Annotated in this window: 21 protein-coding genes and 3 pseudogenes; 12 read left to right on the forward strand and 12 right to left on the reverse strand. The window is 62.8% G+C overall.

Features of this window, described 5'->3' with window-relative positions; all coding sequences use genetic code 11:
• Nucleotides 1-17: 17 nt before the first annotated feature.
• The 6 genes and pseudogenes from H2O14_RS27960 to H2O14_RS22705 all read right to left on the reverse strand — a co-directional run bounded on the left by H2O14_RS27960 (nucleotide 18) and on the right by H2O14_RS22705 (nucleotide 4,376).
• On the reverse strand, nucleotides 18-551 hold the full coding sequence (locus tag H2O14_RS27960; RefSeq protein WP_246697721.1) for a LysR substrate-binding domain-containing protein: 534 nt from the start codon (nucleotides 549-551) through the stop codon (nucleotides 18-20).
• Nucleotides 551-1,003: a LysR family transcriptional regulator gene (locus tag H2O14_RS27965; protein WP_312858697.1), complete on the reverse strand. Its 453-nt coding sequence runs from the start codon at nucleotides 1,001-1,003 to the stop codon at nucleotides 551-553. The genes H2O14_RS27960 and H2O14_RS27965 overlap by 1 nt, the downstream gene beginning before the upstream one ends.
• Nucleotides 954-2,656, reverse strand: a pseudogene (locus tag H2O14_RS22690) (adenine deaminase C-terminal domain-containing protein). Before H2O14_RS22690 ends, H2O14_RS27965 begins: the two are co-directional and overlap by 50 nt.
• A gap of 114 nt (nucleotides 2,657-2,770) precedes the next feature.
• The gene (locus H2O14_RS22695; protein ID WP_182829678.1) at nucleotides 2,771-3,400 is read right to left on the reverse strand and encodes a glutathione S-transferase family protein; all 630 of its coding nucleotides are present in this window, start codon (nucleotides 3,398-3,400) and stop codon (nucleotides 2,771-2,773) included.
• Nucleotides 3,400-4,092 carry a Rieske (2Fe-2S) protein gene (locus H2O14_RS22700; protein WP_182829679.1) on the reverse strand — a complete coding sequence of 231 codons (693 nt, stop codon included), beginning with the start codon at nucleotides 4,090-4,092 and terminating at the stop codon, nucleotides 3,400-3,402. Before H2O14_RS22700 ends, H2O14_RS22695 begins: the two co-directional genes overlap by 1 nt.
• A 35-nt stretch (nucleotides 4,093-4,127) precedes the next feature.
• Nucleotides 4,128-4,376: a hypothetical protein gene (locus H2O14_RS22705; RefSeq protein ID WP_210275582.1), complete on the reverse strand. Its 249-nt coding sequence runs from the start codon at nucleotides 4,374-4,376 to the stop codon at nucleotides 4,128-4,130.
• Nucleotides 4,377-4,821: 445 nt separating this feature from the next.
• Here H2O14_RS22705 and H2O14_RS22710 point away from each other — a divergent pair, with 445 nt between their 5' ends.
• The 8 genes from H2O14_RS22710 (at nucleotide 4,822) to guaD (ending at nucleotide 13,224) form a co-directional block, all read left to right on the forward strand.
• On the forward strand, nucleotides 4,822-5,937 hold the full coding sequence (locus tag H2O14_RS22710) for a BMP family ABC transporter substrate-binding protein (protein WP_182829680.1): 1,116 nt from the start codon (nucleotides 4,822-4,824) through the stop codon (nucleotides 5,935-5,937).
• A 70-nt stretch (nucleotides 5,938-6,007) separates the two neighbouring features.
• On the forward strand, nucleotides 6,008-7,588 hold the full coding sequence (locus H2O14_RS22715) for an ABC transporter ATP-binding protein (RefSeq protein ID WP_182829681.1): 1,581 nt from the start codon (nucleotides 6,008-6,010) through the stop codon (nucleotides 7,586-7,588).
• On the forward strand, nucleotides 7,581-8,237 hold the full coding sequence (locus H2O14_RS29040; RefSeq protein WP_312858698.1) for an ABC transporter permease subunit: 657 nt from the start codon (nucleotides 7,581-7,583) through the stop codon (nucleotides 8,235-8,237). Before H2O14_RS22715 ends, H2O14_RS29040 begins: the two co-directional genes overlap by 8 nt.
• Nucleotides 8,158-8,625 carry an ABC transporter permease subunit gene (locus H2O14_RS29045; RefSeq protein ID WP_312858699.1) on the forward strand — a complete coding sequence of 156 codons (468 nt, stop codon included), beginning with the start codon at nucleotides 8,158-8,160 and terminating at the stop codon, nucleotides 8,623-8,625. Before H2O14_RS29040 ends, H2O14_RS29045 begins: the two co-directional genes overlap by 80 nt.
• Nucleotides 8,626-8,636: 11 nt before the next feature.
• Complete coding sequence (locus tag H2O14_RS22725) at nucleotides 8,637-9,575, forward strand: ABC transporter permease (RefSeq protein WP_182829682.1); 939 nt, start codon at nucleotides 8,637-8,639, stop codon at nucleotides 9,573-9,575.
• Between the two features lie 61 nt (nucleotides 9,576-9,636).
• Nucleotides 9,637-10,497 carry an aromatic ring-hydroxylating oxygenase subunit alpha gene (locus H2O14_RS22730; protein WP_182829683.1) on the forward strand — a complete coding sequence of 287 codons (861 nt, stop codon included), beginning with the start codon at nucleotides 9,637-9,639 and terminating at the stop codon, nucleotides 10,495-10,497.
• A gap of 4 nt (nucleotides 10,498-10,501) precedes the next feature.
• Nucleotides 10,502-11,842 (forward strand): amidohydrolase, encoded by a 1,341-nt coding sequence (locus H2O14_RS22735; RefSeq protein WP_246697723.1) that lies wholly within the window; start codon nucleotides 10,502-10,504, stop codon nucleotides 11,840-11,842.
• Nucleotides 11,843-11,868: 26 nt separating this feature from the next.
• Nucleotides 11,869-13,224 carry a guanine deaminase gene (gene guaD, locus H2O14_RS22740; protein WP_182829684.1) on the forward strand — a complete coding sequence of 452 codons (1,356 nt, stop codon included), beginning with the start codon at nucleotides 11,869-11,871 and terminating at the stop codon, nucleotides 13,222-13,224.
• Between the two features lie 42 nt (nucleotides 13,225-13,266).
• Here guaD and H2O14_RS22745 read toward each other — a convergent pair whose 3' ends face one another.
• On the reverse strand, nucleotides 13,267-15,708 hold the full coding sequence (locus H2O14_RS22745; protein ID WP_182829685.1) for an FAD-dependent oxidoreductase: 2,442 nt from the start codon (nucleotides 15,706-15,708) through the stop codon (nucleotides 13,267-13,269).
• A complete protein-coding gene (locus H2O14_RS22750; RefSeq protein WP_182829686.1) occupies nucleotides 15,705-16,601 on the reverse strand; it encodes a phosphotransferase family protein in 897 nt (298 codons plus the stop codon). The genes H2O14_RS22745 and H2O14_RS22750 overlap by 4 nt, the downstream gene beginning before the upstream one ends.
• Before the next feature lie 255 nt (nucleotides 16,602-16,856).
• On the opposite strand from H2O14_RS22750, the pseudogene H2O14_RS22755 reads away from it, so the two are divergent.
• Nucleotides 16,857-17,617: pseudogene (locus H2O14_RS22755) on the forward strand (DeoR/GlpR family DNA-binding transcription regulator).
• A 38-nt stretch (nucleotides 17,618-17,655) separates the two neighbouring features.
• Here the strand turns inward: H2O14_RS22755 and H2O14_RS22760 are convergent.
• Nucleotides 17,656-19,443, reverse strand: coding sequence for an APC family permease (locus H2O14_RS22760; RefSeq protein ID WP_182829687.1), 1,788 nt, complete (start codon nucleotides 19,441-19,443; stop codon nucleotides 17,656-17,658).
• A 118-nt stretch (nucleotides 19,444-19,561) separates the two neighbouring features.
• Entirely contained in the window at nucleotides 19,562-19,882 is a 321-nt protein-coding gene (locus H2O14_RS22765; RefSeq protein ID WP_182829952.1) for a hypothetical protein, read from the reverse strand.
• Between the two features lies 1 nt (nucleotide 19,883).
• Here H2O14_RS22765 and H2O14_RS22770 point away from each other — a divergent pair, with 1 nt between their 5' ends.
• The 3 genes and pseudogenes from H2O14_RS22770 to H2O14_RS22780 all read left to right on the forward strand — a co-directional run bounded on the left by H2O14_RS22770 (nucleotide 19,884) and on the right by H2O14_RS22780 (nucleotide 23,837).
• Entirely contained in the window at nucleotides 19,884-21,152 is a 1,269-nt protein-coding gene (locus H2O14_RS22770; protein ID WP_246697724.1) for an ammonium transporter, read from the forward strand.
• A gap of 24 nt (nucleotides 21,153-21,176) precedes the next feature.
• Entirely contained in the window at nucleotides 21,177-21,347 is a 171-nt protein-coding gene (locus H2O14_RS22775) for a hypothetical protein (RefSeq protein ID WP_182829689.1), read from the forward strand.
• Nucleotides 21,348-21,553: 206 nt separating this feature from the next.
• Nucleotides 21,554-23,837, forward strand: a pseudogene (locus tag H2O14_RS22780) (DUF1989 domain-containing protein).
• Between the two features lie 24 nt (nucleotides 23,838-23,861).
• On the opposite strand, the gene H2O14_RS22785 reads toward H2O14_RS22780, so the two are convergent.
• Nucleotides 23,862-24,461: a PAS domain-containing protein gene (locus H2O14_RS22785; RefSeq protein WP_263825240.1), complete on the reverse strand. Its 600-nt coding sequence runs from the start codon at nucleotides 24,459-24,461 to the stop codon at nucleotides 23,862-23,864.
• Between the two features lie 128 nt (nucleotides 24,462-24,589).
• Nucleotides 24,590-25,834, reverse strand: a complete 1,245-nt coding sequence (locus H2O14_RS22790; RefSeq protein WP_409526967.1) for an NAD(P)-binding domain-containing protein — start codon at nucleotides 25,832-25,834, stop codon at nucleotides 24,590-24,592.
• Nucleotides 25,835-25,910 lie beyond the last annotated feature (76 nt).

Below are 25,910 nucleotides of genomic sequence, written 5' to 3' on the forward strand. Positions count from 1 at the left end.
GCTCCTTGCGCAACATCTCAGGCCATGCCCGGGGCTGCGAGCCGATCGATGGCTTCCGCCAGCAATTTGCCAAAGGCGGAGGCCGCGTCGGATATTTCCTTTTCCGATCGCGACAGCAGCATCAGCTTGCGCGGCGGCAGACGGCTGTCCTTCAGCGGCACGAAATGCAGCGTGCCGTCGGCCAGTTCCTGTTCGACGCCGACGCGCGTCTGAAGCACGGCGCCCAGATCCCGCTTGGCGAGATCGACCATCAGGCCGATCGAGTTGGTGCGGGCGCGGCGGGAGAGATCGATCAGAGAGCGGTTGAAGGCTTCTTCCACAGAAGCGCCGAGCGTCAGCGAGGCGTCGGACAGGATGACGCGCTGGTTGGCGAGATCGAACAGCTTGAGTTCGCTCTTGGTTGCCATTTCGCTGCCGGGAAGGGCGAGAACGCCGAGCGGCAACAGCGCTTGCGTGATGCGCCGCATGGCGCGGGGCGGTCGGATGTCGAAGACGACGGCGAGATCGCAATCGCCTTCCGCCACCGCCGTCGCCGCTTGTTGTGAACCCATCACCTTGATTTCGACGGTGATGTCCGGATGCCGTCCCCAGAACTGCTGCAGCGCCCCGGCATCAGGCCGCGGGCGACGCTTTCCACCACCGCCACCGACAGCGAGCCGCGATGCAGCCCGTGTAACTCGTTGATCTCGTTGCAGGCGCGGTTGAGTTCGCCGAGGCTGGCGCGGGCGTGATAGAGCATCAATTCGCCCGCGCTGGTGAGTTTCAGCCTTTGCCGCACGCGTTCGAACAGCGGCGTGCCCAGCTCGTCCTCGAGCTGTTTCAGCACGCGGCTGATGGAAGAGGGCGCGACATTGAGCGCGAGCGCCGCCCGCCGGATCGAGCCCAGCCGCGCCACCAGCTGGAAATAGTGGATGCGGGTAGCGACGAGCCCGAGCCGGAAAGGGTCCATGGCGTCAGGCCGGCTCGAACAGCGGCTGGATGCGCATTTCCGGCACCAGCACATTGCCCTTGTCGGTGATGCGGATCTCCGGGAATGACCGAGAGCGGGATCAGGTTGAAGCCCATATAGGGGATGGTGCAGCCGGCCTTTTCCCATTCGACCTTGAGCTTCTGCACCTCTTCGGCCACCACATGCACACGCTTGTCGGACAGGAGCCCGGCGATCGGCAGCGGCACCATGGCGGTCACCACGCCGTCCTGCACCACGCAGACGCCTCCCTGATGGGCTTCGATGGCGCGGAGCGCCACCTGCATATCCGCCTCATTCGCGCCGGCGATGATGATGTTGTGGCTGTCATGGCCGACCGAGGAGGCGACCGCGCCGCTCTTCAGCGCAAAATTCGACAGCAGGCCATGGGCGACATTGCCCGAAGATTTGCCATGGCGCTCGATGACGGTGACGAAGCACAGGCCGTGACGGTCGAACTGCGTCTGCCAGTCGTTGGCAGGCTCGAGCTTGATCTGCTCGTGGCCGAGAATGATGCCGGGCAATTCGGTGCGAATCGTATGGGCGATCACCGGCGTCGTCGGCAGGTCCGGGGTGAGCTTCAGCTCTTTCGGCAGCTTCACCGTATGATAGGCGGCCTCCGGGTAGCGCCAGAGGTCGTGCAGCGCCTCGTCCAGGATCGGGGTTATCTTTTTCTGGTCGACGACGAGTTCGCCGCCATACCAGGTCGAGACGGGCTTCAGGTCGTCGTCGAGCAGCACGAGATCGGCGCGCCGGCTGCCGCCCATGCCGCCGATTTCGCCTTCCTTGCCGAAGCGAGTGGCGCCATGCAGCGAGCCCATCGACCAGGCCTGTTCCTTGGTCATGCCGGCTTTCACGGCTTCACGCACCACCCAGTCCATGCCGAAAGCCAGGAGGTCGTCGGCGTCGCGGTCGTCGGTGCAGACGGCGACGCGCTTGTGCGACGAGCCGAGTTCGGTGATGGTCCTGATCGCGTCGGGCAGCGAATGCCAGGGCGTGGTCGGCGGGCCGCCGCGCAGGAAGAGCCAGATGCCAGCCTCCAGCATGTCGTCGGCGATATCGCGGTCAATGGCTTCATGGGTGTCGGTGACGCCCGAGGCGGCATAGGCCGCGACGAATTCCCGGCCATAGACATGGCCGCAGACCGGCTTGCCGCGCGACAACGCCGCCGCCAGGATCGCATGGCTCCGCTCGTCGCCCATGGTCACCGGCACGAAATCCATCTTTTCCCCGAGCGCCACGGCTTCGGGCCATTTGTCGAACAGCGCCGCAATCTTGTCGGGAGTCAGGTCGCCGCCGGCGGTTTCGAGTTCCGGCGAGGTTGCCGGGACGGTCGAGGGCACGGTGAGGAAAATGGACAGTGGCGCGTGCCGGGCATCCTCCAGCATCGCCTCGACGCCCGCGACATCCATGACATTGCCGATTTCGTGGCTGTCGCAGAAGATCGTCGTCGTGCCGTTGAGGAGAGCGGCCTCCGCATAGGCGCAGGCCGTGACCATCGAGCTTTCGATATGGATATGCGGATCGACGAGGCCGGGCGCGATGATGCCCCCGGGCGTCATAGCGTTTCGCGCCGCCCTTATGGGTTCCGGCGGGCTTGACAGCGGCGATGCGGCCGCCGGCGATCCAGACTTCGCGCGCGGGCAGGATGCGCTCGGAATAGGTCGAGAGCACGCGCGCGTCGGAGATGACGAGATCTGGATCGGCGCGGCCGGAGGCGACGTCGGCGAGCCTTCGGGTCATGCTGGCGAGCGGCGCGACGGAAAAACGGGTGAGGGACGTCATGGTCTTCTCCTGAGGCCGTCAGTGATAATCGGGGATGCCCGGCATGGTCTTGAACCCGTCGAGCGTGCGGAAGCGGCGGATCCAGCGGCGCAGCGCCGGGAATTCGTCGTGATCGATGCCGAAATCGCGCGACAGCGCGAAGATCGGAAACAGCGTGACGTCGGCGATCGTGGCGTGATCGGCGGCAAACCATTCGACGCCGTCCATCTGGCGAAGGGTCATATGGTCGTCCATGACGCGGAAGGCTTCACGCGCGGCGCTCCTCAAGGCATCGAGATCGCCCGGTTCGCCGAACAGCGCCACCAGCCGCGCCTGCATAGCCGGGGCGAGCGCCGAGGCCGAGAAATTGAGCCAGCGCATGGTCTCGCCGAACGCCATGGCGTCCATCGGCAGGAATTGCCCGGAGGGATCATGGGCTTTGGCCAGATAAGCAAGGATCGCCTCGGGACCGTAGAGCGTCAATTCGCCTTCTCTCAGCACCGGCAGCGAGCCCAGCGGCGACAGCGCCCGCATGGCGGGGCCCAAATGTTCCTTGCCCGGAACCATGTCGACGGCCACGATCTCATGCGGCGTCTTGAGGATCGAGAGAAGCAGCCTGACGCGGTAGCTGGAATCGTCGAGTTCGTAATTGTAGAGAGTGAGAGACATCACGCCACCTTTGCGATTGGAGCGACCGGGGCGGCTTCGATCATTCGACGGGCGTTCTCCGCCCATTTGGCGATTTGCTTGCGGGTCGAGGCATCGACCGCGCCTATGGCTGCGATATGCAGGGCGCATTTCTCCGGTGGGATCGCCTGTCCGGCGATGAGAAGCTTAACCGCGCCGCTCGTGAAAAGCACTGCGCCCGAAGACAGAAGCTCCACCGTCACATCCGCGCCGTCGACGGGCAGGCAGGCCAGCAGGGGCGCGATCGCCTCGATCGAACGGTCGATGTAGAGGCTGCGGATCGGCGTGACGTCGTCGGATACGACGGGCAGCGCCAAAGCGTCCGCCGTCTCCTTGAGACTGGTCCAGATCACGCCGCCTCGCTCAGTGACCGCATAGGACGGGATCTTGATGGTCGCGGGAACTTCGAGGTCCGGATGCGCCGGAATATAGCGGCACTGCCCGCCCGTGTCGTATTGCCAGCCGTGATAGAGGCAGGCGATGTGGTCGCCACGCACGAAACCAAAGCTCATGCGCATGCCGCGATGCGGACAACGGTCTTCCCAGACATGCGCCTTGCCGCTGTTGTCGCGCCAGACCACGATTTCAAATCCATCGATCTGTGTGCCCGCTGACGTTCCGGCCTCGATCGAGGCGCTGAGCGCTACCGGCGTCCAGCCGTTTGCCGCTGTCATGTCTTCACTCCTTCGCATCCGATCCCACGGACCATTCAAATTTCATTCCAGGCTCCCGCGCGGGTGACCTCGCGGATGACGCAATCGCTCGGCCCCAGGCTGCAGGCCATTTCGAACATATCCACCAGCGCTTCCTGCCCGGTGACCCTCATCGTTGCACACCCGTCGTTGCAGGCGCCGACCACGAGCGCGAGATCGAGCCTTGCCGCCCGGTGGCGCGCAAATTCAATAAAGCTCTCGCAGACGATCTCCCCGATGAAGGCGAACTGGATGTCTTCGGTCACGGCATGCCCTTTAATGCGGTGTCTATGCGCGGCGGGTTGGTCTGAAAGAGGCGGAGCTTCGGTTTCAATCACGTCCCAGCATTTTAATTGTGCGAATGACTAAAAATTAGACATGCACTTGATTTCATCAATGTAGACTTCGGCTGGCGTATATTTCAAGCGATTTTTGACGCGACTTGTTGCGCGGAGCGCATCAAGCACGTCGAAAATTCATGGCTATGCGGAACATCCCCGATTTGAAAGGCTGCCGATCCGGCGGTTCCCGGGCCTTGGCCAATCGCAGGCGAAGAGCAGAAACTGGCGCAGCGAAGCCGCCCTGGTTTCGACTGGTCGCGATTATCGCTCGTAGGCGCTGCGTGTCGGCGCCTTGGCATGGGAGTTGCTTGATGACATCGAAACGTCGGAAGCGAGGCTTTACCGGCGGAAAACCAAAAAAGGGGTTCACATGATCGATCTGCGTAGTCTTTCCCGTCGCGGTTTCCTCAACATGGCCGCCGCCGGCGCCGCTTCCACCATGCTGCCGGGAGGCTTCGCCCGTTCGGCGATGGCCGCAACGCCTTTGGCCGCCGTCAAGGAAGAAGACGCCGTCATCGGCTTCGGCCATGTCGGCCCGATCACCGACGAAGGCTGGACCTGGAGTCACCATCAGGGCCTGCTCGCCGTCAAGGAAGCCTATCCGAAGCTCAAGAAGGTTCTCGAAGTCGAGAACGTCCCCTATTCCGCCGATGCGACGCGCACCTATCGCCAGTTCGTCAGCGAAGGCGCCAATATGATTTTCGACACCTCGTCGACCGGCGACTTCCTGCATGAAGTTGTCAAGCGCGCGCCGGACACCGCCTTCCTGGAGTGCAACGGCCATATCCTGATGGACAATCTCGGCTGGTATTACCTGGCGCACTGGTATCCGACCTATGTCTTGGGCGTCGCCGCCGGCATGCTGTCGAAAACCGGCAAGCTCGGCTATGTCGCCTCCTTCCCGGTCGCCTCGGTCTACGCCTCCACCAACGCCTTCCTCATGGGCGCGCGCACCGTCAATCCGACTGCGACCTGCAAGACCATCGCCATCAATTCCTGGTTCGATCCGCAGGCCGCATCGCAGGCCGGCACGGCGCTGATCGATGACGGCTGCGACTTCCTGTTCGGCATCATGGATGAAGCCGCTTATCTGCAAGTGGCCGAGAAGCGCGGCGTCTGGGCCGCGATGTGGAACACCGACATCCGTCGCTACGGCCCGAATTCCTACGTGTCCTCGATCATCATCGACTTCAAGAAGTTCTACGTCGATCAGGTCGGCAAACGTCTCGCCGGAACCTGGACCCCGGGCGAAACGCTGTTCGGCATGGGCGCGGGCGTCGATCGCGACAAGTGGGGCGAGAAGGTTCCGGCCGAGGTCGGCAAGGCTGCGGACGCCGTGCGCGACAAGATCCTCGGCGGCTGGTCGCCGTTCGAAGGCGAACTCAAGGACGCCAAGGGCAATGTGAAGGTCGCCAAGGGCCAGAAGATGACCGAGATGGAGCTCTACAACTGGGATTGGTCGGTCGAGGGCGTCACCGGTCTCTGACTTCAGCCACAGGAAGGGGCGCGATTCGCGCCCTTTCTCCCCCGCCTGTCTCCCTCTCCGGTTCCGCCCGATGTCAGATCACCCGACCCGCTATGTCGCTCCGCCCGGGGCAGCGCCACTCGTGCAATTGAAGGGCATCGCGAAATATTTTCCTGGCGTCATCGCCAATGAAGATGTCGACCTCGACGTCATGCCCGGCGAAATCCACGCGCTTCTCGGCGAAAACGGCGCGGGAAAATCGACCCTCATGAATATCCTGACCGGCATCTACCAGCCGGATGGCGGTGAGATCATCATCGACGGCTATGCGCGGGAATTTTCCACGCCGCAGCAGGCCATCGCCGCCGGCATCGGCATGGTCCATCAGCATTTCAAGCTGGTCAACGCCTTCACCGTGGCTGAGAACATCCATCTCGGTTGGAGCGAAACGCCGCGGCGCGCCTCCGCCTCCATCCTCGAAGCGAGGACCGCCGATCTCGCCGCGAAATTCAATATCGACGTCCGTCCCGCCGCCCGCATCACCGAATTGTCGACCGGCGAACAGCAACGCGTCGAAATCCTGCGCGTGCTGGCGCGCCGGGCGAAGGTTCTTATTCTCGACGAACCGACCGCCGTGCTTACCCCGGGCGAAGCGCGCGAATTGTTCAAGGCGCTGCGCGACTTCGTCTCGACCGGCAACGCCGTCATTTTCATCTCGCACAAGCTCGATGAAGTGCTGGAGATTTCCGACCGCATCACCATTTTGCGCGGCGGCCGCAAGATCGCCACGGAAAACGCTGCGGACTGTACGCCCGCCAAACTTGCGCGCCTGATGGTCGGCCGCGACATCGTGCTCGCCGATATGCGCGGCCGTCCAGAAGGCGCGGCCCCAATGTCGGCGGCTCCCGTGCTCAGCCTGCGCAACGTCGTCGCGCTCAATGATTTGGGCGACGAGGCGCTCCATGGCCTGTCGCTGGATGTGCGGGCCGGCGAAATCGTCGGCGTGGCGGGCGTCGCCGGCAACGGCCAGCGCGAACTCTCCCAGGTGCTGACCGGCACCCGCGCCATCGCGTCGGGCGAGATCGTGCTCGACGGCCGGGTGATCGACCGCGCCAACGCCGCCGATTTCGTCGCGCGAGGCGTCGGACATATCCCCGAAGACCGACTGCATAGCGGGCTTGCGCCGGCGCTGAGCGTCACGGTCAATGCGGTCATGCGCGAATATGGCGCCCCGCCGGTCACCCAAAGCGGCGTCTACCGTCCGGGCGCCGCAACCGCGCTCGCCAAGGATATCGCCGCTGCGGCGGACGTCGCCATTCCCGATTTCGCCATGCCGATCCGCAATCTCTCCGGTGGCAACCAGCAGCGCCTCGTCGCCCGCCGCGAAATGCGGGTGGCGAAGAAGGCGCTGGTGGCGGCCTATCCCAGCCGTGGCCTCGACGTCGGCGCCATCAACACCATGCTGCGCTACATCGTCGAACTGCGCGACGCCGGGGCTGGCATCATTCTGATTTCAGAGGATCTCGAAGAATTGCTCAATCTCTCCGATCGCATCGCAGTCCTCTATGAAGGAAAGATCATGGGCGTCGTGGACAACGACACTGTCGACATCGAGGAGATCGGTCTGCTGATGGGCGGCCGCAGCAAGGACGGGGGCGCCGTCCATGGCTAAGGTCCGTCTTCAACGACTTCCCTCCGCCCATCCCGGCATGGCGCTCGGCGCCCGAATCGCGGCCATCGCGCTCGCCTTGATTTTTGCCGGCGTCATCCTCGCTCTGGCTGGCCATAATCCCCTCGATCTCGGCATGCAGGTGTTAAACGCTTCCTTCGGCTCGTCCTTTGGAATGGAAGATCTGGGGCTTCTGGTCATCCCGCTGATCCTGACCGGATTGTCGGTGACGGTGGCGCAACAGATCGGCGCCTGGAATATCGGCGCCGAAGGCCAGTTCTACGCCGGCGCCTTCGCCGCTACCGCCGTCGGCCTGTTCATTCCGCTTCCAGACGGATTGAGCCTGATTGCGATGTTCATCGCCGGCGCGATCGGCGGGCTGGTCTGGATCCTGATCCCGACGCTCGCCCGCGCCTATGCCAATGTCAACGAACTGATCACGACGCTGCTTCTGAACTTCGTCGCCATCCTGCTGGTTTACTATGTCTCGACCGACGCTTGGCGCGAGCGGGGGAGTGGCCAATTCCGCGACCCCGCGCATCCCCGCCGAAATGCCGGAATTCTGGGGGTTGGTGCATTGGGGCCTTCCGATCGCCGTCATCCTCGCCGTTGTCGCAGCGCTGATCTTCAACTTCACCAAATGGGGCTATGAAATCCGCCTGATCGGCTCCAACCCCTCGGCCGGCCGATACGCGGGCATCGCCTCGCGGCGCTATCTGATCCTGGTCATGCTCGCATCCGGCGCGATCGCGGGCGTCGCCGGCATGCTGGAAATCGCCGGCACAGTGCATCGCCTGCAAGGCGGCATTTCCAACAATTACGGCTATCTCGGCATCATGGTGGCCGTGCTGGCGCGCGGCTCATCCGTCGGTGTGATCTTTTCCGGCGCGCTGATGGCCTTCATTCTCAATTCCGGCATCATCCTGCAGACGGAAGGGCTCACCACCTCCGCCGTGCTCGCCATAACCGGCCTTATCCTCTTCCTCACCGCGATCGGCGATGAACTTTCTCATTACCGCATCATCCGCGACAAGGCCTGAAAGGACGCGCCATGGAACTCCTGACCGGTCTGCTCACCACCGCTTTTCTCGCCGGCGGCGTGCTGTCGCTCGCAGCTATTGGCGAAGTGATTTCTGAACGCGTCGGCGTGGTCAATCTCGGCGTCGAGGGCCTGATGGCGATGGGCGCGGTGACCGCCGTCGTCACCGTCACCGCCGCGCCCTATCCAATGCTGGGATTCCTGGCCGCGCTTCTGGTCGGCGCGTTGCTCGGCATATTGTTCGCAACCGCCACCGTGGCGCTTCGCGCCAATCAGGTTCTGTGCGGGCTGGCGCTGACGCTCATGGGCACAGGTCTCGCCCAGACCATCGGCAAAGCTTATTCGGGAATGCCGGTGCCTGCCACCTTCGAGGGCGTTGCGATCCCGCTTCTGTCCTCGATCCCGATCCTCGGCAAGGCCTTTTTCAGCCAGAACATTCTGGTCTATCTCATCTATATCATCCTGCCTTTCGGCCTCTCATTTCTGATGTTCCGCACTCGCCACGGCCTCAACATGCGCGCAGTCGGCGAAAATCCGGCGGCTGCGGACGCCGCCGGCATTCCCGTTAATCTGATCCGCTTCGGCTATGTCGCGCTGGGTTCGGCCCTGGCTGCGGGCGCGGGCGCGTATCTCGTTCTCGCTTTCGTGCCGTCTTGGTCGGATGGCGTCGTCTCCGGTCGCGGCTGGATTGCCGTGGCGCTGGTGATTTTCGCCGGCTATCGGCCCATTCCGGCGGCGCTGTCGGGTCTGTTGTTCGGCTTCATCACCGCGCTCGGCTTCGTCGGTCAGGCGCGCGGCTGGCCGATCGCGCCGGCCTTTCTATCGATGCTGCCCTATGCCGGCACGATCGCCTTCATCATCGCGCCCGTCGTCGCCTGGCAGCGGATGAAGCGGCTGATGGCGGCCCCGGCGGCGCTCGGCGAACCCTATTTCCGGAATGTGAGGTCGTGAGCCGCTTGCCTCCGCACACGGACGGCGTCATGACAGGACAAGAACTGAAGGGAGCACGGACATGACCATCGCCACAGACAAAGCGTCACTGGACCAGTGGTATGTGATCGAGACCGAGGCGGCGCTGCCGGTCGGCACATCCCCGAACCGCCTGCTTGGCGTCGATCTTGCGGTGACCACGACCGAGGACGGCGACATCACCGTCATGGCCGAGGGCCGGGCCGAGCCGCTGCCGATCCGCAAGCGTTTCGGCTTTGTCTGGACATCGCTCGGCGAGCCCGCCGGCGAGATTTTCCCGGTTCCCGAAGCAGACGAGCCGGATCGCCGCTACGTGCCCTGCGGAGCGGTGGCGGTGAAGGCGTCCGGCCTGCGCATCATCGAGAATTTCCTCGACATGGCGCATTTCCCCTTCGTGCACACCGATATTCTCGGCTCTGAGCCGCATACTGAAGTCGAGCACTACAATGTCGAAATCCGCCGCGACGTCGACGAGGTCTGGGCGACCAATTGCCAGTTTTTCCAGCCTCAGGCGGCGCTGTCGGCCACCGACGGCCTCATGACCCAATATATCTACCGGGTGATGACGCCGTTCACGACGCTGCTTTACAAGACCTGCCCGAATTCCGCCAATCGCTGGGATGTGATCTGCCTCTTCGTGCAGCCGCTCGATCCCGATCGCTGCCGGGCGCATCCGGTCATGTATCTGATCGACGACGTCTCGACGACGCCGGCGCTGATCCAGTTCCAGCAACTGATCTTCCTCCAGGACCGCATCATTCTCGAAAACCAGCGGCCCGTGCTGCTGCCGATGGAGCCGCGCTCGGAAATCCCGACCCGCGCCGACGCCTCCTCGATCGCCTATCGTCGCTGGCTCAAGGAAAAGGGCGTCACCTACGGCACGTCTCTGATGAACGCGGCCTGACGCAATGGCTGCGCCCGCGACCCAGATCGACCTCGCTTTCATCAACGCCACGGTGCTGCCGATGGGCGGGGCCGCCGAGATCGCCAACGGCGTGGTGGCGGTGCGCGGCGACGAGATCGTCGCCGTCGGCGCGGCTTCCGAGATCGATGTATCAGGCGCGACACGCATCATCGATGCGAATGGACGCGTGGTGATGCCGGGTTTCGTCAATTGTCACACCCATATCGCCTCCAACATGCTGTTGCGCGGCCTGCTGGAAGATGTGCAGCTGTTCGAATGGCTGCAGACCATGTGGCGGCTCAAGCGCAATTTCGACGAGAACACGCTCTATTGGGCAAGCCTGATGGGCCTCGTCGAGATGGTGAAGTCGGGCATGACCTGCTTCAACGAACATTTCGACGGCTATCGCGTCGAGCCTCAGACAGAGGCGCTGAAGAACGTTCCGCTCCGCGCCACGCTCGGTTACGGTTTCGCCGATCGCGGCATCTATGCGCCAATCACCGATTGGTCGTGGAAGACCCTGGACAGGTTCGGCGATAAAGTCTCCGCGCATCATCGCGGCGGCGATGGCCGCATCCATGTCGGCCTGTCGCCGCATGCGCCCTATTCCTGCGGACCGGACATGTATCGCAAGGTGCGGGATGTCGCCGACGCCTATGACCTCGCGATCCACACGCATCTCGCCGAGGGGCCGCAGGAGATGGCCTATATGCGGGAAACCTATGGGACGAGCCCGGTGAAATGGCTGCATTCCCTGGGCTTTCTGAAGCCGGATGTCACGGCGGCGCATTGCACGCAACTCGACGATGACGATATTCGCATTCTGGCGGAGACGGGGACCAAGATCGGCCATTGCCCTTGTTGCAACGCCAAGCTCGATTCCGGTACGCTGAGGCTGAGATGCTGCCAGGAGGCGGGCGTCACCGTCGGGCTCGCCACCGATGGCCCGGCCAGCCACAACAGTCTCGATATGTTTCAGGAAATGAAATTCGCGGGCATGATCCACAAGGACAAGACCCACGATGTCGAATTCCTGAAGACGCGCGACTTGCTGGAAATGGCCACCTGCGAGGCGGCGAAAGCCATGAACCGGCCGGAAACGGGGCGTTTGGCGCCCGGCGCCAAGGCGGATCTGATCATGGTCGATCTCGACAAGCCGCACACTCTGCCGGTCTATGATATCCCGGCCGCGCTCGTCTATTCGGCGCGCGCCGACGATGTCGAGATGACCGTGGTCGACGGCAAGATCCTGATGGAAAACCGCGCCGTGCTCGGCGTCGACGAGCGCGAAATCCGGGCGCGGTTTCGCGAGGCGGCGCTTTCGCTGCGCGACCGCAGCCTTTGAACACGCCAAGAGGCGGGACAATCACCATGCGCAACAAGACCCTGCTCGCCAACGCTTTTCATGCGCCGACGCCCTGGAGCGTCGAGTGCCTCACTGACGCGCTGATCACCGTCGACGCCGACGGCGACATTGCCGATGTAATCGGGCCTGAGCATTCCAGCTATGCGGAAAAGCGCGCGGCGCTTTCGGCGAGCGGAGACTTGGAGGTCCTGCCGCGCAGCTCCTATCTGCTGCCCGGTTTCGTCGATTGCCATGTGCATGCGCCGCAATATCCGCAGCTCGGCAACGCGCTCGACGTCCCGTTGGAAGTCTGGCTGCAGAAATACACCTTTCCGCTCGAAGCCCGCTATGCCGACACGGCTTTTGCCCGCCGTGCCTATTCGTTGCTCGTTCAGGACATGCTGGCCAACGGCATTACCACCGCGCTCTATTTCGCCACCATTCATCAGGAGGCGACGCGGCTCCTCGTTGATATCTGCCTGGAAAAGGGGCAGCGGGCGCTGGTCGGCAAGGTGGCGATGGACAATGCCGAGAGCTGCCCGGATTATTATCGCGATGGCTCAGCCGCCGAGGCTGTCGAGGGGACGCGGGCGCTGATCGATTACGTCAGGAGCCATCCCGCCAATCGCGACAATCTCGTGCATCCGGTGGTGACGCCGCGCTTCATTCCCTCCTGCACCGATGCGGCGCTGGAGGAACTCGGCGCGCTGGCCAAGCAATGCGGCTGCCATGTGCAGACCCATTGTTCGGAAAGCGACTGGGAGCATGGCTATGTACTCGAACGTCATGGCATGACCGACGCCGAAAGCCTTGATCGCTTCGGCCTGCTCGGCCGGCGCACCATGCTTGCGCATTCCAACCTGCTGACGGCCTCGGATATGGAGCTGATCCACACGCGTCAGGCGGCGGTGGCGCATTGCCCATTGTCGAACGGCTATTTCGCCGGCGCGGTGTTTCCACTGCGCGCGGCGCTGGAAAAGGGGCTGAATGTCGGCCTGGGCACCGACATCTCTGGCGGCCCTTCCGCCTCGATGCTGGAAAACGCGCGCGCCGCCATCCTCGTCTCGCGCATGCTGGAAACAGGCGTCGATCCCGAAAAGGCCGCGGACGAGCGCGCCTCCGGCAAGCCGGCGCGCATAGATTTCCGTCAGGCCTTCCACATCGCCACCGCCGGCGGGGCAAAGGCGCTCGATCTTCCGGTCGGCCGCTTCGAACCCGGCTGCAAATTCGACGCCATCGTCATCGACACCGATGCCGAGAAGGGCACGATGCGGCTATTCGACGAGTTCGACAGCGGCGAAGCGATCCTGCAGAAGATCATCTTCACCGCCTCGCGCGCCAATATCGCCGATGTCTATGTCTCCGGCCGCAAGGTCGCTTGAGCGGCAGCGCCGGCCGGTCGAAAAACTGGCCGGCCTTTTCCATCAGGCTTTGATCTTGGCCATGTCGGGGTCATAGAGCGGGCCGAGATGCAGCGTGGCGGGCGCCTTGTCCATGGCGACGACGAGCTCGTAAATCCCACTGGTCAGGAAGTCATCCGTCACGCCTTCAGCGTGTTTCACATAGCCGTAGCCGATATTCTTGCCGACCGTGTAGCCATAGCCGCCGCTGGTGAGGTAACCGACAGCGACGCCGTCGCGCAGGATCGTCTCGCGTCCCAGAAGAACTACCGAGGGGTCGTCAACGGTGAAGCCGACCAGCCTTTTCTTGAGCGTCTGACCCTTCACGGTCTCCAGCGCCCTGCGGCCGAGGAAGTCGACCGGCTTGCCGAGCTTGACGGCCCAGCCGAGCCCAGCCTCCTCAGGCGTATCGTTCGGCGTGATGTCGGAGCCCCAGGCGCGGTAGCCTTTTTCAAGACGCAGAGATTCCAGCGCGCGATAGCCGACAGCCTTCAGTCCATGCGGCGCGCCCGCGCCCATCAACGCGTCATAGATGCGGCCGAGATCGCCGATAGGCGCATGCAGCTCCCAGCCGAGTTCGCCGACATAGGTGACACGGAGCGCCCGAACGCGCGATCCGGCGATGTCGATCTCCCGCACATGGCCAAAGGGGAAGGCGGCGTTGGAGATTTCGGCGGATGTCGCGGCCGCCAGCGTGTCGCGCGCCTTCGGCCCCATCAGCGACAGCGTGCCCCAGGCTTCCGTAACATCGGTGAGCGTCACGTCGAGACCCTCGGGAATATGGTCGCGGATCCAGCCGAGATCATGGGTGCGGAAGCCGGTGCCGGTGACGATGTAGAATCTGTCCTCGGCAATTCGGGCGACGGTCAGGTCCGCCTCGATGCCGCCGCGGCTGTTGAGGAGCTGCGTATAGGTGAGTCGTCCCGCGGGCTTGCGGATATCATTGGCGCAGATCCAGTCAAGCGCTGCGAGAGCGTCCGGTCCCGACAGCTCGAATTTCGCGAAGGAGGACTGGTCGAACACGCCGACCGCCTCGCGCACATGGCGATGTTCCGCGCCGACCGCATCGAACCAGTTCTGCCGGCCCATGCTGTAGCGGTCTTTCAGCTCTACGCCCTCGGGTGCGAACCAGTTGGGTCGCTCCCAGCCGAGTTTCGAGCCGAATACGGCGCCCGCCGCTTTCAGCCGGTCGTAAAGCGGCGAGGTCAGGCGTGGGCGGCCGCTGTCATATTCTTCATGCGGGAAGGCGACGGTGTAGTGTTTGCCATAGGCTTCCAGCGTGCGGTCGAGCACCCATTGCCGGTCGCGATGCATCTCGGAGAAGCGCCTGATATCGACCACCCAGAGATCGAGCGGCGCTTCGCCATCGACCACCCATTGCGCCAGCACCCAGCCCGCGCCGCCGCCAGAGGCGATGCCGAAAGCGTTGAAGCCCGCGCCGACGAACATGTTCTTGCATTCCGGAGCGGCGCCGAGAATGAAATTGCCGTCGGGGGTGAAGCTTTCGGGGCCGTTGATCATCTGCTTGACGCCGACCGTCTCCAGCGCCGGCACGCGGGCAATGGCCTGCTCCATATGCTGTTCGAAATGGTCGAAATCGTCGTCGAACAGGCGGAAGCCCCATTCGTCCGGCACGTCGCCGGTGGTCCAGGCCTGCGGATTGGGCTCATAGCCGCCCATCACCAGACCGCCGACTTCTTCCTTGAAATAGGTGCGCCGGTCGGGGTCGCGGATGGTGGGGGCGTCGGTCGACAGGCCCTCGATCTTTTCCGTGACGATATATTGATGCTTGACCGGCTGCAGCGGCACATTGATGCCGGCCATCGCGCCCACCTGCCGCGCCCATTGGCCGGCGCAATTGACGACCTTTTCGCAGGCGATGTCGCCGAGCGTGGTCTTGACCTTGAGAATGCGGCCATCGTCGATCTCGAAGCCGGTGACGCGGACATTCTCGACGATCTTTGCGCCATGCATGCGCGCGCCCTTGGCGAGCGACTGGGTGATGTCGGAGGGGCTGGCCTGGCCGTCGGTCGGCAGCCAGCTCGCGCCGATGAGGTCATCCGTCGTCATCAGCGGCCACATGCGCTTGACTTCTTCCGGCGAGATCAGATGCATGTCCATGCCAAAGCTGCCGGCGGTGGTGGCGAGGCGCCGGAACTCTGTCCAGCGATCCTGATTGGTGGCGAGGCGGAGGCAGCCGGTCATTTTCCAGCCGGTGGCGAGGCCGGTTTCCGCCTCCAGCCCCTTGTAGAGCTCGACGGAATATTTGAGCACGCGGGTGATCGAGGCCGACGAGCGCAGCTGGCCCACAAGGCCCGCCGCATGCCAAGTGGAGCCCGATGTGAGCTGGCCCTGCTCCAAGAGCAGCACATCCGCCTTGTGGTCGCGGGCGAGGTGATAGGCGGTCGAACAGCCGATGATGCCGCCGCCGATGACGACGATCTGGGCGTGGGAGGGCAGGGTCATGATCTCAGTCCATATTGGGTGCGGTATTCATCGAGCGCCGCATCGAGCTTGTCGAGATTCTCGGCGGTGTAGGCGACATAATCGGCGCCAGGAGCGGAGAGGTGAAGTTCAGACGCCATGCTCCACATGGCTTCGCGCAGAAGCGAGGCGCATTGCATGGCGGCAAAGGCGCGAAGGACCGAAGGGTCCGGCCTGGCCTCGAAATAGGCCTCCAGAAAGTCCTGCGCCTCGTCCGGGCTGAACCCGGCATTTGAAGCTGCGCCGGCAAGATCGAACATCGCGGTCGAAAAGCCCGCATATTCGAAATCGATCAGCCAGAGCCGTTCGCCATCATCCAGTAAGTTCGACGGCAGAAGATCGTTATGGCCGAAGATGATCGGCAGCGGCGTCTGCGCCGCCTCCAACTCCTCGGCCAAAGCGAGATAATCCGGCAGCTTTTCCGTCATCCGGCTGCCGCCCTCGCGCAGCACGCGGGCGTAATCGCGGATGACATGGAAGACCCAGAACATGTATCCGGGGCCGGAGACATGGCGGGGCATGACGCGGTGGAACTCGGCGAGAAGCCGGGCAATGCGCAGCCGTTCCGCCGCCACATCCTGAGGGCCAAGCGTCTTCGCGCCCAAATAGGCGGAGACCATCACGCCCGGTTCGGCATATTCGACGGCGGGCGCGAAGCCGGCCGCATGCGCGGCGCGCGCGGTCATCAATTCCCGGTCGCGATAGACCTGATGAAAAGGATAATCCTTGCCGAAGCGCACCACATGCCGGCCGCTCGCGTCTTCGACGACGAAGCTCTCATTGCTGAGGCCGCCCTTCAGCCTGTCGATGCCGATAGAGCCGTTCCAGCAGGGGAGGGCGCGGATGCGGTCCTCGATCTCCGGGGCGATCGTCATGGGCGCCTCGCAGTCTGAAGGGGAAGGAAAGTCGAGATATGGAGCTCTTCCATCGCGTTCTCCCGGTGCGAAGACCAGGCCGCGCGTTCCCTGTTTTTTGTCACGGCCTCGTCGTTGAGCGCATGACACGCCATCTGGCCCGAGCTGTCAATCTGGAATCTGTGGTTATGTGTGGTTTTGTGACCGATTACGTGGCGGCGCATTGTCATGCGGCGCAGGCTTCGGTTATGATTGCGGCAGTGAAATGAGGCGTTCATGGTTCAGAGCAAGCGTCAGACGGAGATATTGCGGCTGCTCGAAAGCGAGGGCGCGATCGGCATCGCGGAGCTCGCGGCGCGGCTCGGCGTATCGCTTGAGACCGTCAGGCGCGATCTAAAGCCGCTTGCCGGCCTGGGCGCCGTCATCAAGACGCATGGCGAGGTCGGGCTCCCCTCCTCGATGGGGGAAGCGCCATTCGAAAAACGCATGCGGGAAAACAGCGCGGCCAAGAAGATCATCGCCGCCCATGTGGCGGCGACGATCCGCGACGGCGATTCCGTCATGCTGGACACCGGCACGACCACGAGTTTCCTCGCCCGCGCCCTGATCGGCCATCGGCGGCTGACGGTGGTGACCAATTCCTCCGACATCGCCCGGACGCTCGCCACCGTCAATGGCAACAGGGTCTATATGGCGGGCGGCGAATTGCGCAGCGACAATGGCGCGGCCTTCGGCTCGACGGCGATCGATTTCGTCAGCCGGTTCAGCGTGACCCACGCCATCGTCTCGGCGGGCGGCGTCGACAGGGACGGGGTGATGGATTTCGACCTCGATGAAGCGGATTTTGCGCGCATGGCCCTGAGCCGGGGCCAGCGCCGGCTTGTGGTCTGCGACCACACGAAATTCGGCCGCCAGGGGCTGGTGCGGGTCTGCGGCTTCAGCGGCGTCACGAACTCGCCACTGATCTAGCGCCGCCCGACGACATCAGCGCCGCGCTCGAAGTTTCGGGCGCGACGCTGACGGTGGCTCACAAGTAAGGATCGGACCGCGGGAATGGCGGCCGGATCAACGGTCGTCAGGCTGGCAGCTGGAAGACCACATTGGCGATCAGCACGATCGCCAGGCCGCCGGCGAGCGCGACATAGGGGAGCACCCCGGCTTTCTTCACCCCGAGATCCTGGCCGACCAGGCCGAGATCCTCCATGGCTTCCGGCGGGAACTGGCCCTTGTCCTGCACGAAATGTCGGTAGGCGAAGACCGGCAGGATCAGGGCAGCGAAGATGAAGCCGACCCACAATGCATTCGAATAGCCCCAGACCTTGGCGCCGGCGCCGAGGAACAAGGCGTTGACGAAAGCCAGGACGGTATTGACGCCGATCAGCCAGGTCGGCGCTTTCCACGGGCGTGCGATATGGCCCGAATCCATCCGGTGGATCCAGCCGGAATTGAGGTTCAGGAAGTTGAAGATGATGTAGCCGACATTCGAGACGGCCAGCACGAAGAAATAGCCTGCGGCGTCCGACGCGATAGCCAAGAGCAGCAGGTTGAAGCCGAAGTCGGTCCACATCGCGCCGGTGGGCGCGCCGTTCTTGTTGACATGGCTCAGATAGCGCGGCAACCAGCCGTCCCGGGAGCCCTGATAGAGAGTCCGCGAGGAACCGGCCATCGCCGTCATGATGGCGAGAAACAGCGCCATGATCATCAGGATCACGAGGATCTGCGTGACGATGCGGCCGCCATGGATGAGGCCGGCCAGCGCTTCGGCGACGCCGGTGCCGTCGACGATCCCCGGCGCGAGCATGCCGGAATGGCCGAGCACGCCTTGGAAGGCGAAGGGAACGAGGAAGAAGAACAGGCAGCAGACGAGGCCCGAATAGAATATGGCCTTGAACGTGTCCGTCTTCGGGTTCTTTAGTTCGCGCGTGTAGCAGACTGCGGTTTCAAAGCCGTAGGTCGACCAGGCCGCGATATAGAGACCGCCGAGAAACAGCGTCCAGCCGCCATTGCTCCAGGTTCCATCGACGCCGGAATAGCCGGCGGTCGGCGGCACGAGGCCGGTGACGTTGGCGGCGACGATCTGGCCCGAAAAGATTGGCCAGAGGCCGATGAGCAAAAGTGGGATCAGCACGATGATCGCCAGCCATTTTTGCACGCTGGCCGTTTCGGAAATACCGCGATGCTGGATGGCGAAAATGATCAGCATCAGCGCGCCGCCGATCACGAAGGTGGCGTTGAGGTTGGCCTTGGCGAGGAAGGGGATGTCGAAAGAAAACAGCGACCAGTTGCGGATGGCGGGCGTGAGCGCCGAGACCGCGTCAGTGGTCAGGAGCGCGTTGATCGCTTGATCCGGCGTCGAGCCGGCATTGGCGGCGAGCCATTCCGCCACGCGTGGGCTGTCGGCGGCGAGCGTCGAGGCGTGTGCGGCGACCCAGTCCAGCACGGCCTGTGATTCCGCCGCCGGGATCGGGAACAGCGCGTTGAGAATATAGCCCGCGGCGATTGCGCAGCCGAGCGACAGCACCGGCGACCAGGCGAACCAGTTGCACCACACCGACAGCGGCGCGATGAACTTTGAGTAACGCAGCCAGGCGGTGGCGCCGTAAACCGAAGCGCCACCGGACTTGTTGCCGAACATGCCGGCAATCTCGGCATAGGTGAAAGACTGCAGGAAGCCCATGATCATCGAGATGATCCAGACGAGGAAGGCGAGCTTGCCCGTGGTGCCGGCGATGCCGCCGATCGAGAAGAGCACGAGGGGCGGCACGCCGGCTGCGACCCAGAAAGCGCCCTTCCAGTCGAGCGCACGCTGAAGACTGCCCTGCGACGAGGGCGGCGCCGTGGTGGCGTCAGTAATATTGGTCATTGTTTTAGTTCCCCAAGATGTTGTGACGCAATGCGTCCGTCATTTGGCCAGCGCGCTTGTTCGGTCGACTCCCGGTCGCCGGCGTCCTCTTTCTGTGTGACGCGCGTCGTCGGCAAAACTATCCTGAGAGTGGAATAAATTTAATAAAGGTCAATAGGCGATCGTGACCAGGCGCCCGATAATCGTAAATTTTTCTCTTCAGCGCCGCCGAGACGTACATCGTCATGCGTCGTGCGAGGATGCTGTCGGGCCAATCGCCCCAGGCTGCAAAAAAACGCTTGCGGAATTTCATCATGTGCATATGTTTTTCCTCATAAGAAATAAGGGTGGAAGCGCCGCGAGGAGCCAGAAAAGAGGGGAACTCGCGCATGAACGAAACGACAATCGACGTCGCGGCCAGGATCGCCGCGCTTGAGAAATCGCTGGCGACGGCGAACACCTTGAATTCTGAAATCTTTTATTGGTGGTGCACTGCGCTGATGGTGGCCATTCACGCTGGCTTCCTGGCTTATGAGATGGGCGCCTCCCGCAGCAAGAATGCGCTCGCATCCGGAATCAAGAATCTCATCGCCTTCGCCTTCCTGGTGCCGGCCTTCTATTATGTCGGATGGTGGATCTATCTGTCCTTCCCGACCGGCCTGACCATTTCGGAAGCCGGCGCGGCCGGCCTGCCCTGGTCGGCCAATATGGGGCCGAATGTGACCGATCATACCTCGGGCGTGTTCTACGCCGCTTTCACCCTGTTCGCCGCCACCACGGCGTCGATCATGTCGGGCTCGGTGATCGAGCGCATCCGCATTTCAGGCTTCACCATTCTGGCGCTGGTGTTGGGCGCAGTGGTATGGAATCTCGGCGCGGCCTGGGGCTGGCATCCGCAGGGATGGCTGACCTCCACTTTCGGCCTGCATGATACGGCTGCGGCTGGTTGCGTGCATACCGTCGCCGGCTTCTTCACGCTCGGCGTCCTGCTCAATCTCGGTCCGCGCATCGGCCGCTACAACGCTGACGGTTCGATGAACGAGATCGCCGGCCACAATATGCCGATGTCGCTGATCGGCCTGATGTTGATCGTCATGGGCTTCTTCGGCTTTCTCGGCGGCTGCATCATCTACACGGCTGATGGATGGACGACCATCTACAACACGCCGACCAATCTGTCCGCCTTCGCCTTCAACACGCTCATGGGTGTGGCCGGCGGCATGATCGGGGCCTATATCATGACCCGCGATCCGTTCTGGATGATGTCCGGGGCGCTGATCGGCGTGATCGCCTCGGGTTCGGGTCTGGATCTCTATTACCCCGGACTTGCCTTCCTCAACAGCTTCGCGGCAGGTCTCGTGATCCCCAAAGTGAACGATCTGATCGTTCGCAGGTTCAGGATCGACGATGCGGTCGGCGCCGTCGCCGTTCACGGCGTGACGGGCGTATGGGGCGTGATCGCCATGGGCGTGTTCGCTTCGGGCTATCCGAACATCGCGGGGCCTGAAACCTCGATCTATGGCCAGGCTTTCAGTGCGGTCATCTTCGCCGTGCTCGGTTTCGTGCCGGGTTACGCCTTGTCTTATGTTCTCAAGGTCTTCGGTCTTCTGCGCGCCGGCAAGGAGGCGGAAATCGCGGGTCTCGACAAGGTCGAAGTGCCTGCCATGGCCTATCCGGAAGCGCGTATTCCCGCTTTCGAACACCATCTTCACGCTTCGCCCGCGGAGTGACGCGGCTCATGAAAGGAGACCAGCATGTATTCCGCGCCTATCACTGAATGGAAGGATGTCAGCGCCTATTTCACCTTTGCCGACAAACCGGCCGTTCTCGTGTTGCTGACCATCGTCGGCGTCGCAGTTTGCGCTTATTCGATCGTCAGCATGGTGAAGCACGAAAACGCATCCTACAAAAAGAACGGCCATTGAACGAATCGCCGCCTCCCGGCTTTGGTCGGGAGGCGGCGTCGCCGAAAGCGAAAGCCGGCGCAAAAAGTCTGGATCGCTCAAAGATCCGGATATTGGGAGGCAGCATGTCAGGTATCGACACGATCACGGACAGGAGAGGACGCGTGATTAGACCGCCCCGGGCGAGCATAGCGCTCAGGCCGGGGAGCGGCCCAAAAACTGCGGCTATGGAGCGCTATCGCATCAGGGGCGGCGGATCTCTGCTGCTACCGGTCGCGCCGGGGGACACGTTGGTGTTCATCGACAAGGAAGGACTGCAGCCCTGCGAGGCGACCTTCATCTCCGAGGCAGGAAAATGCGAGGGCGCAGGCCTCGGCGTACGGTTCGCCAACGACGCGTCGGGGGCTTCGATCCATATTGGCGCGGGAGGAGACCGGCGCTCGCCGCCAGCGAGCCGCCCTTTTGAAAACCGGTTTAGAGATTTCCCAGCTTGCGGCGATACGATTTTTCGGCGGCGGGTCGAGAGCAGGGAGCCGCGCAGAGTTCGTCGTCGCGGCTCCCGGACTTCTGTTGGCCGGCGCGCCCGGAGAAAGAATGGAGCCCGACGGGCAGGCTGTCGCCACCGAGATCGAACTGCAGATCACCCGCATCGCCGGCGCGCCTCGCGATTATCATGCCTACCTGCCCGAGCCGCTCGCCGATCCGCTTCAGGACATCCGCATCGATGCGGCGACAGCCAAAGCCTATTTCGTCCGCGCCGGCGAATTCATCCAGGTGATCGATGTCTTCGGTCGGCAATGCACTGATTTTCAAGCCTTTTCAGCCCGAAAGCTGGACAAGGGACTGGATCTCGCTCTCGACGCGACGGTGACGCGGACATTGCTCGGTCGCAGTTATCCCATCCCGGGTCTTCCGTCCAAGGCCTTCGATCGCGATTTCGAGCCGCTGGTCGAGGTGGTGCAGGACACGGTCGGTCGCCATGACGCCTTCGCGACGGCCTGTAATTCCCGTTACTATGACGACATGGGCTATCCCGGCCATGTCAACTGCACCGACAATTTCAACGAGGCGCTCGCGCCTTACGGGATCGCGCCGCGCAAAGGCTGGGAAGCGCTCAATTATTTCTACAACACCCGCGTCGATGATCATAACCAGCTCTATCTCGACGAGCCGTGGTCGCGGCCCGGCGATTATGTGCTGATGCGGGCGCTGACCGATATCGTCTGCGTGTCCTCGTCCTGTCCCGACGATATCGACCCCGCCAATGGCTGGATGCCGACCGATATTCATATCCGCACCTTCTCCGCCCAGGAAAAATTCTCTCGAGCCGTGGCTTATCGCATGACCCCTGACGCGCCTGCCGAATTGACCCGCGAAACCGCCTTTCACGAGCGGCTGTCCGACAAAACCAGAGATTTCATCGAATATCGCGGGTACTGGCTGCCCAACCGCTTTACGGCGACCGGGCCATTCGAGGAATATTGGGCTTGCCGCGAGGCCGCGGCGTTGATCGATCTGTCGCCGCTCCGCAAATTCGAAGTGACCGGACCGGACGCCGAAGCCCTGCTGCAATATTGTTTGACGCGCGACGTGCGCAAGCTGACCACCGGCCAGGTGGTCTACTCGGCGATGTGCTACGAGCATGGCGGCATGATCGACGACGGCACGCTGTTCCGGCTCGGCGACCACAATTTCCGCTGGATCGGAGGCGACGATTACAGCGGCGTGTGGTTGCGGGAAGTGGCGGAGAAGAATGGCTTTCAAGCCTGGGTGCGCTCCTCCACCGACCAGTTGCACAATATCGCGGTGCAGGGGCCGAAATCGCGCGACATTCTGAAAGACATTTTCTGGACCGCTCCGCGCCAGCCTGAGATTGCCGATCTCGAATGGTTCAGGTTCTCGGTCGCACGCATAGGGCATTTCGAGGGGCCGCCCGTGGTGGTTTCGCGGACGGGCTATACGGGTGAGCTGGGCTATGAGATCTTCTGTCATCCCAAGGATGCTGCGGCCGTGTTCGACGCGGTCTGGACGGCCGGCGAGCCGCACGGATTGAAGCCCATGGGCCTGCAGGCTCTCGATATGGTGCGTATCGAGGCGGGTCTGATCTTCGCGCATTACGATTTCGACGATCAAACCGATCCGTTCGAAGCTGGCATCGGGTTTACCGTGCCGCTGAAATCCAAGCAGGACGACTTCATCGGCCGCGACGCGCTCATCCGCCGCAAGGACAATGCGAGGGTGCGCATGGTGGGGCTAGACGTGGCCTCGAACGAGGCGGTGAGCCACGGCGATCCGCTGTTCATCGGCCGCGCCCAGGTGGGCGTCGTGACCAGCGCGACGGCGTCGCCGATCCTCGGAAAGACGATTGCGATGGCGCGGGTGGATGTCACTCATGCCCTGGTCGGAACCGAGCTGGAAATCGGCAAGCTGGATGGACTGCAGAAGCGCATTCCCGCCGTCATTGTTCCACTGTCGCATTACGACCCGGAGAAGACCCGTCCGCGGGCATGAGCCTCGCCCAACGCCCTTGCGGGCTCAACTGGCCCGTTTCTGCGCGGCGGTGATGGCGCGGGCGGCCTCTTCCGAAGCGTTTGCCAACTGCCGCATTTCGGCGGCGAGCACGGCGAAGCCGGATCCCGCCGAGCCGGCGCGCGCGGCTTCGATGCCGGCGTTGACCGCCAGCATCTTGAGGTAACGCAGCGAATGCAGGATCTCTCCGGTCTTGGAGGCGGTGATGCGCATTTCCGAGGTCTGGGCGTCGATGCGCTGATAGAGCGACTCGATGTTGATGATGCTGCCTTCGAGATAGAGAAGTTCCCCGGTTTCGGACCAGACGCCGCCGCCGGTTTCGGTTACCCAGACCTCGTGCCCCTTGGCGTGGCGGATGCGATATTCCATCGTCCAGTTTTCCTTGCGCTCCAGCGCGCCGCCGACAGACGCGTCCATCCGCTCCAGATCATCCTTCGAGATGAGGTCTGAAAAGGCGTAGACGCGGTTGCCGATGATCTCATCCTGGCGATATCCGAAGACCCGATGAATGCCGTCGGTCAGTTCGAGCATTGTATATTCAGCGTCGGCGCGGCAACGGTAGAGGAAGCCATCCATGCGGCTGAGAACGCTGGTCAAGAAATCCACGGCCGTCTCCTCGGCGAGAGTATTGAATGAAGGTGATATTTAATTCCTGAAATGGTTATTTTTGCGTAAACATGCAACTTCTGGGCGCGCTGCGCACTCGTGATTTCGAGAGCACAGCGCGCGAAGCGTCAATTCTGGAGATAGACCTCCATCGTGTCGTCGAGCGCGTCCTTCCATGGCGTGTGATGTTTCGGCGCCATGGTGCCGGTCAGCAGCGACTTGTAGGAATTGTCGCGGAAGGCCATGATGTTGTCGGTCTTGTGCTGCTTCCATTCGAAGAAGGCCTTGCACATCCCGTCGACGTCGAATTGCGGATAATCCGTATCCGCCAGCAATTCCTTGACATAGGCGCCCTGATATTTGATCGCCGATTTCACGTCGTCATAGGCGTCTTCGCGGGCTTCACGATCGGCGACATCGGCAAGCAACGTCTCCTTGTCCGAAGGGATCGCGATGCGGCCCATGATAATGTCGCGGACATACCATGCCTGGACGTCGAACATGTTGAAGGTGAACCACTGATCCTGCATGCCGATATAGAACATCTTCGGATTGTGCACGAAGACCACACCCTTGTAGAGATCGGCGGTCGCCAGCCGGTTCTTGGTCTTCAGCCGGAGATCGTCGGGCAGGAAGGGAAAATAGTGACGATAGCCGGTGCAGAGGATGATCGCGTCGACATCCTTGCTCGTGCCGTCCTTGAAGAAAGCCGTCTTGCCATCCACTCGTTCGAGCGCGGGCTTCTCTTCCCAATTGTCGGGCCATTTGAAACCCATCGGCGCCGAGCGGTAGCAGGACGTGACGGTCTTAGCGCCATATTTCCAGCACTGCGAACCGATGTCTTCGGCGGAATAGGACGAGCCGACCACCAGCACGTCCTTGCCGGAAAATTCGCGCGCATCGCGGAAGTCGTGGGCATGGACGATGCGGCCATTGAAGGTGGAAAAGCCGGGATATTCCGGCACATTCGGCGATGAGAAGTGTCCCGAGGCGCAGATGACATAGTCGAAGCGGTCGGTCGTCACGCTGTCCTTGACGAGGTCGTGGACGCTGACGCTGAAATCGCCTGTATCGGGATGATACTCCACCCAGCGCACCACGGTCGAGAATCGGATCCAGTCGCGCACGCCAGCCTTGTTCACCCGGCCCTCGATATAGTCGAACATCACCGCGCGGGGAGGGTAGGAGGCAATCTGCTTGCCGAAATGTTCTTCGAAGGGATAGTCGGCGAATTCCAGTCCTTCCTTGGGCCCGTTGGTCCAGAGATAGCGATACATGGAGCAATGCACGGGCTCGCCATTCTCGTCGACGCCGGTGCGCCAGGTGTAGTTCCACAGCCCGCCCCAGTTGGACTGCTTCTCGAAGCAGACCACTTCGGGGATCTCCGCGCCTTTGGCGGCGGCGGATTGAAGGCGCGCAACACCGCGAGACCGGAAGGGCCGGCCCCGA

The sequence above is a fragment of the Rhizobium sp. G21 genome (assembly GCF_014158035.1).
GTDB lineage: Bacteria > Pseudomonadota > Alphaproteobacteria > Rhizobiales > Rhizobiaceae > Rhizobium_E.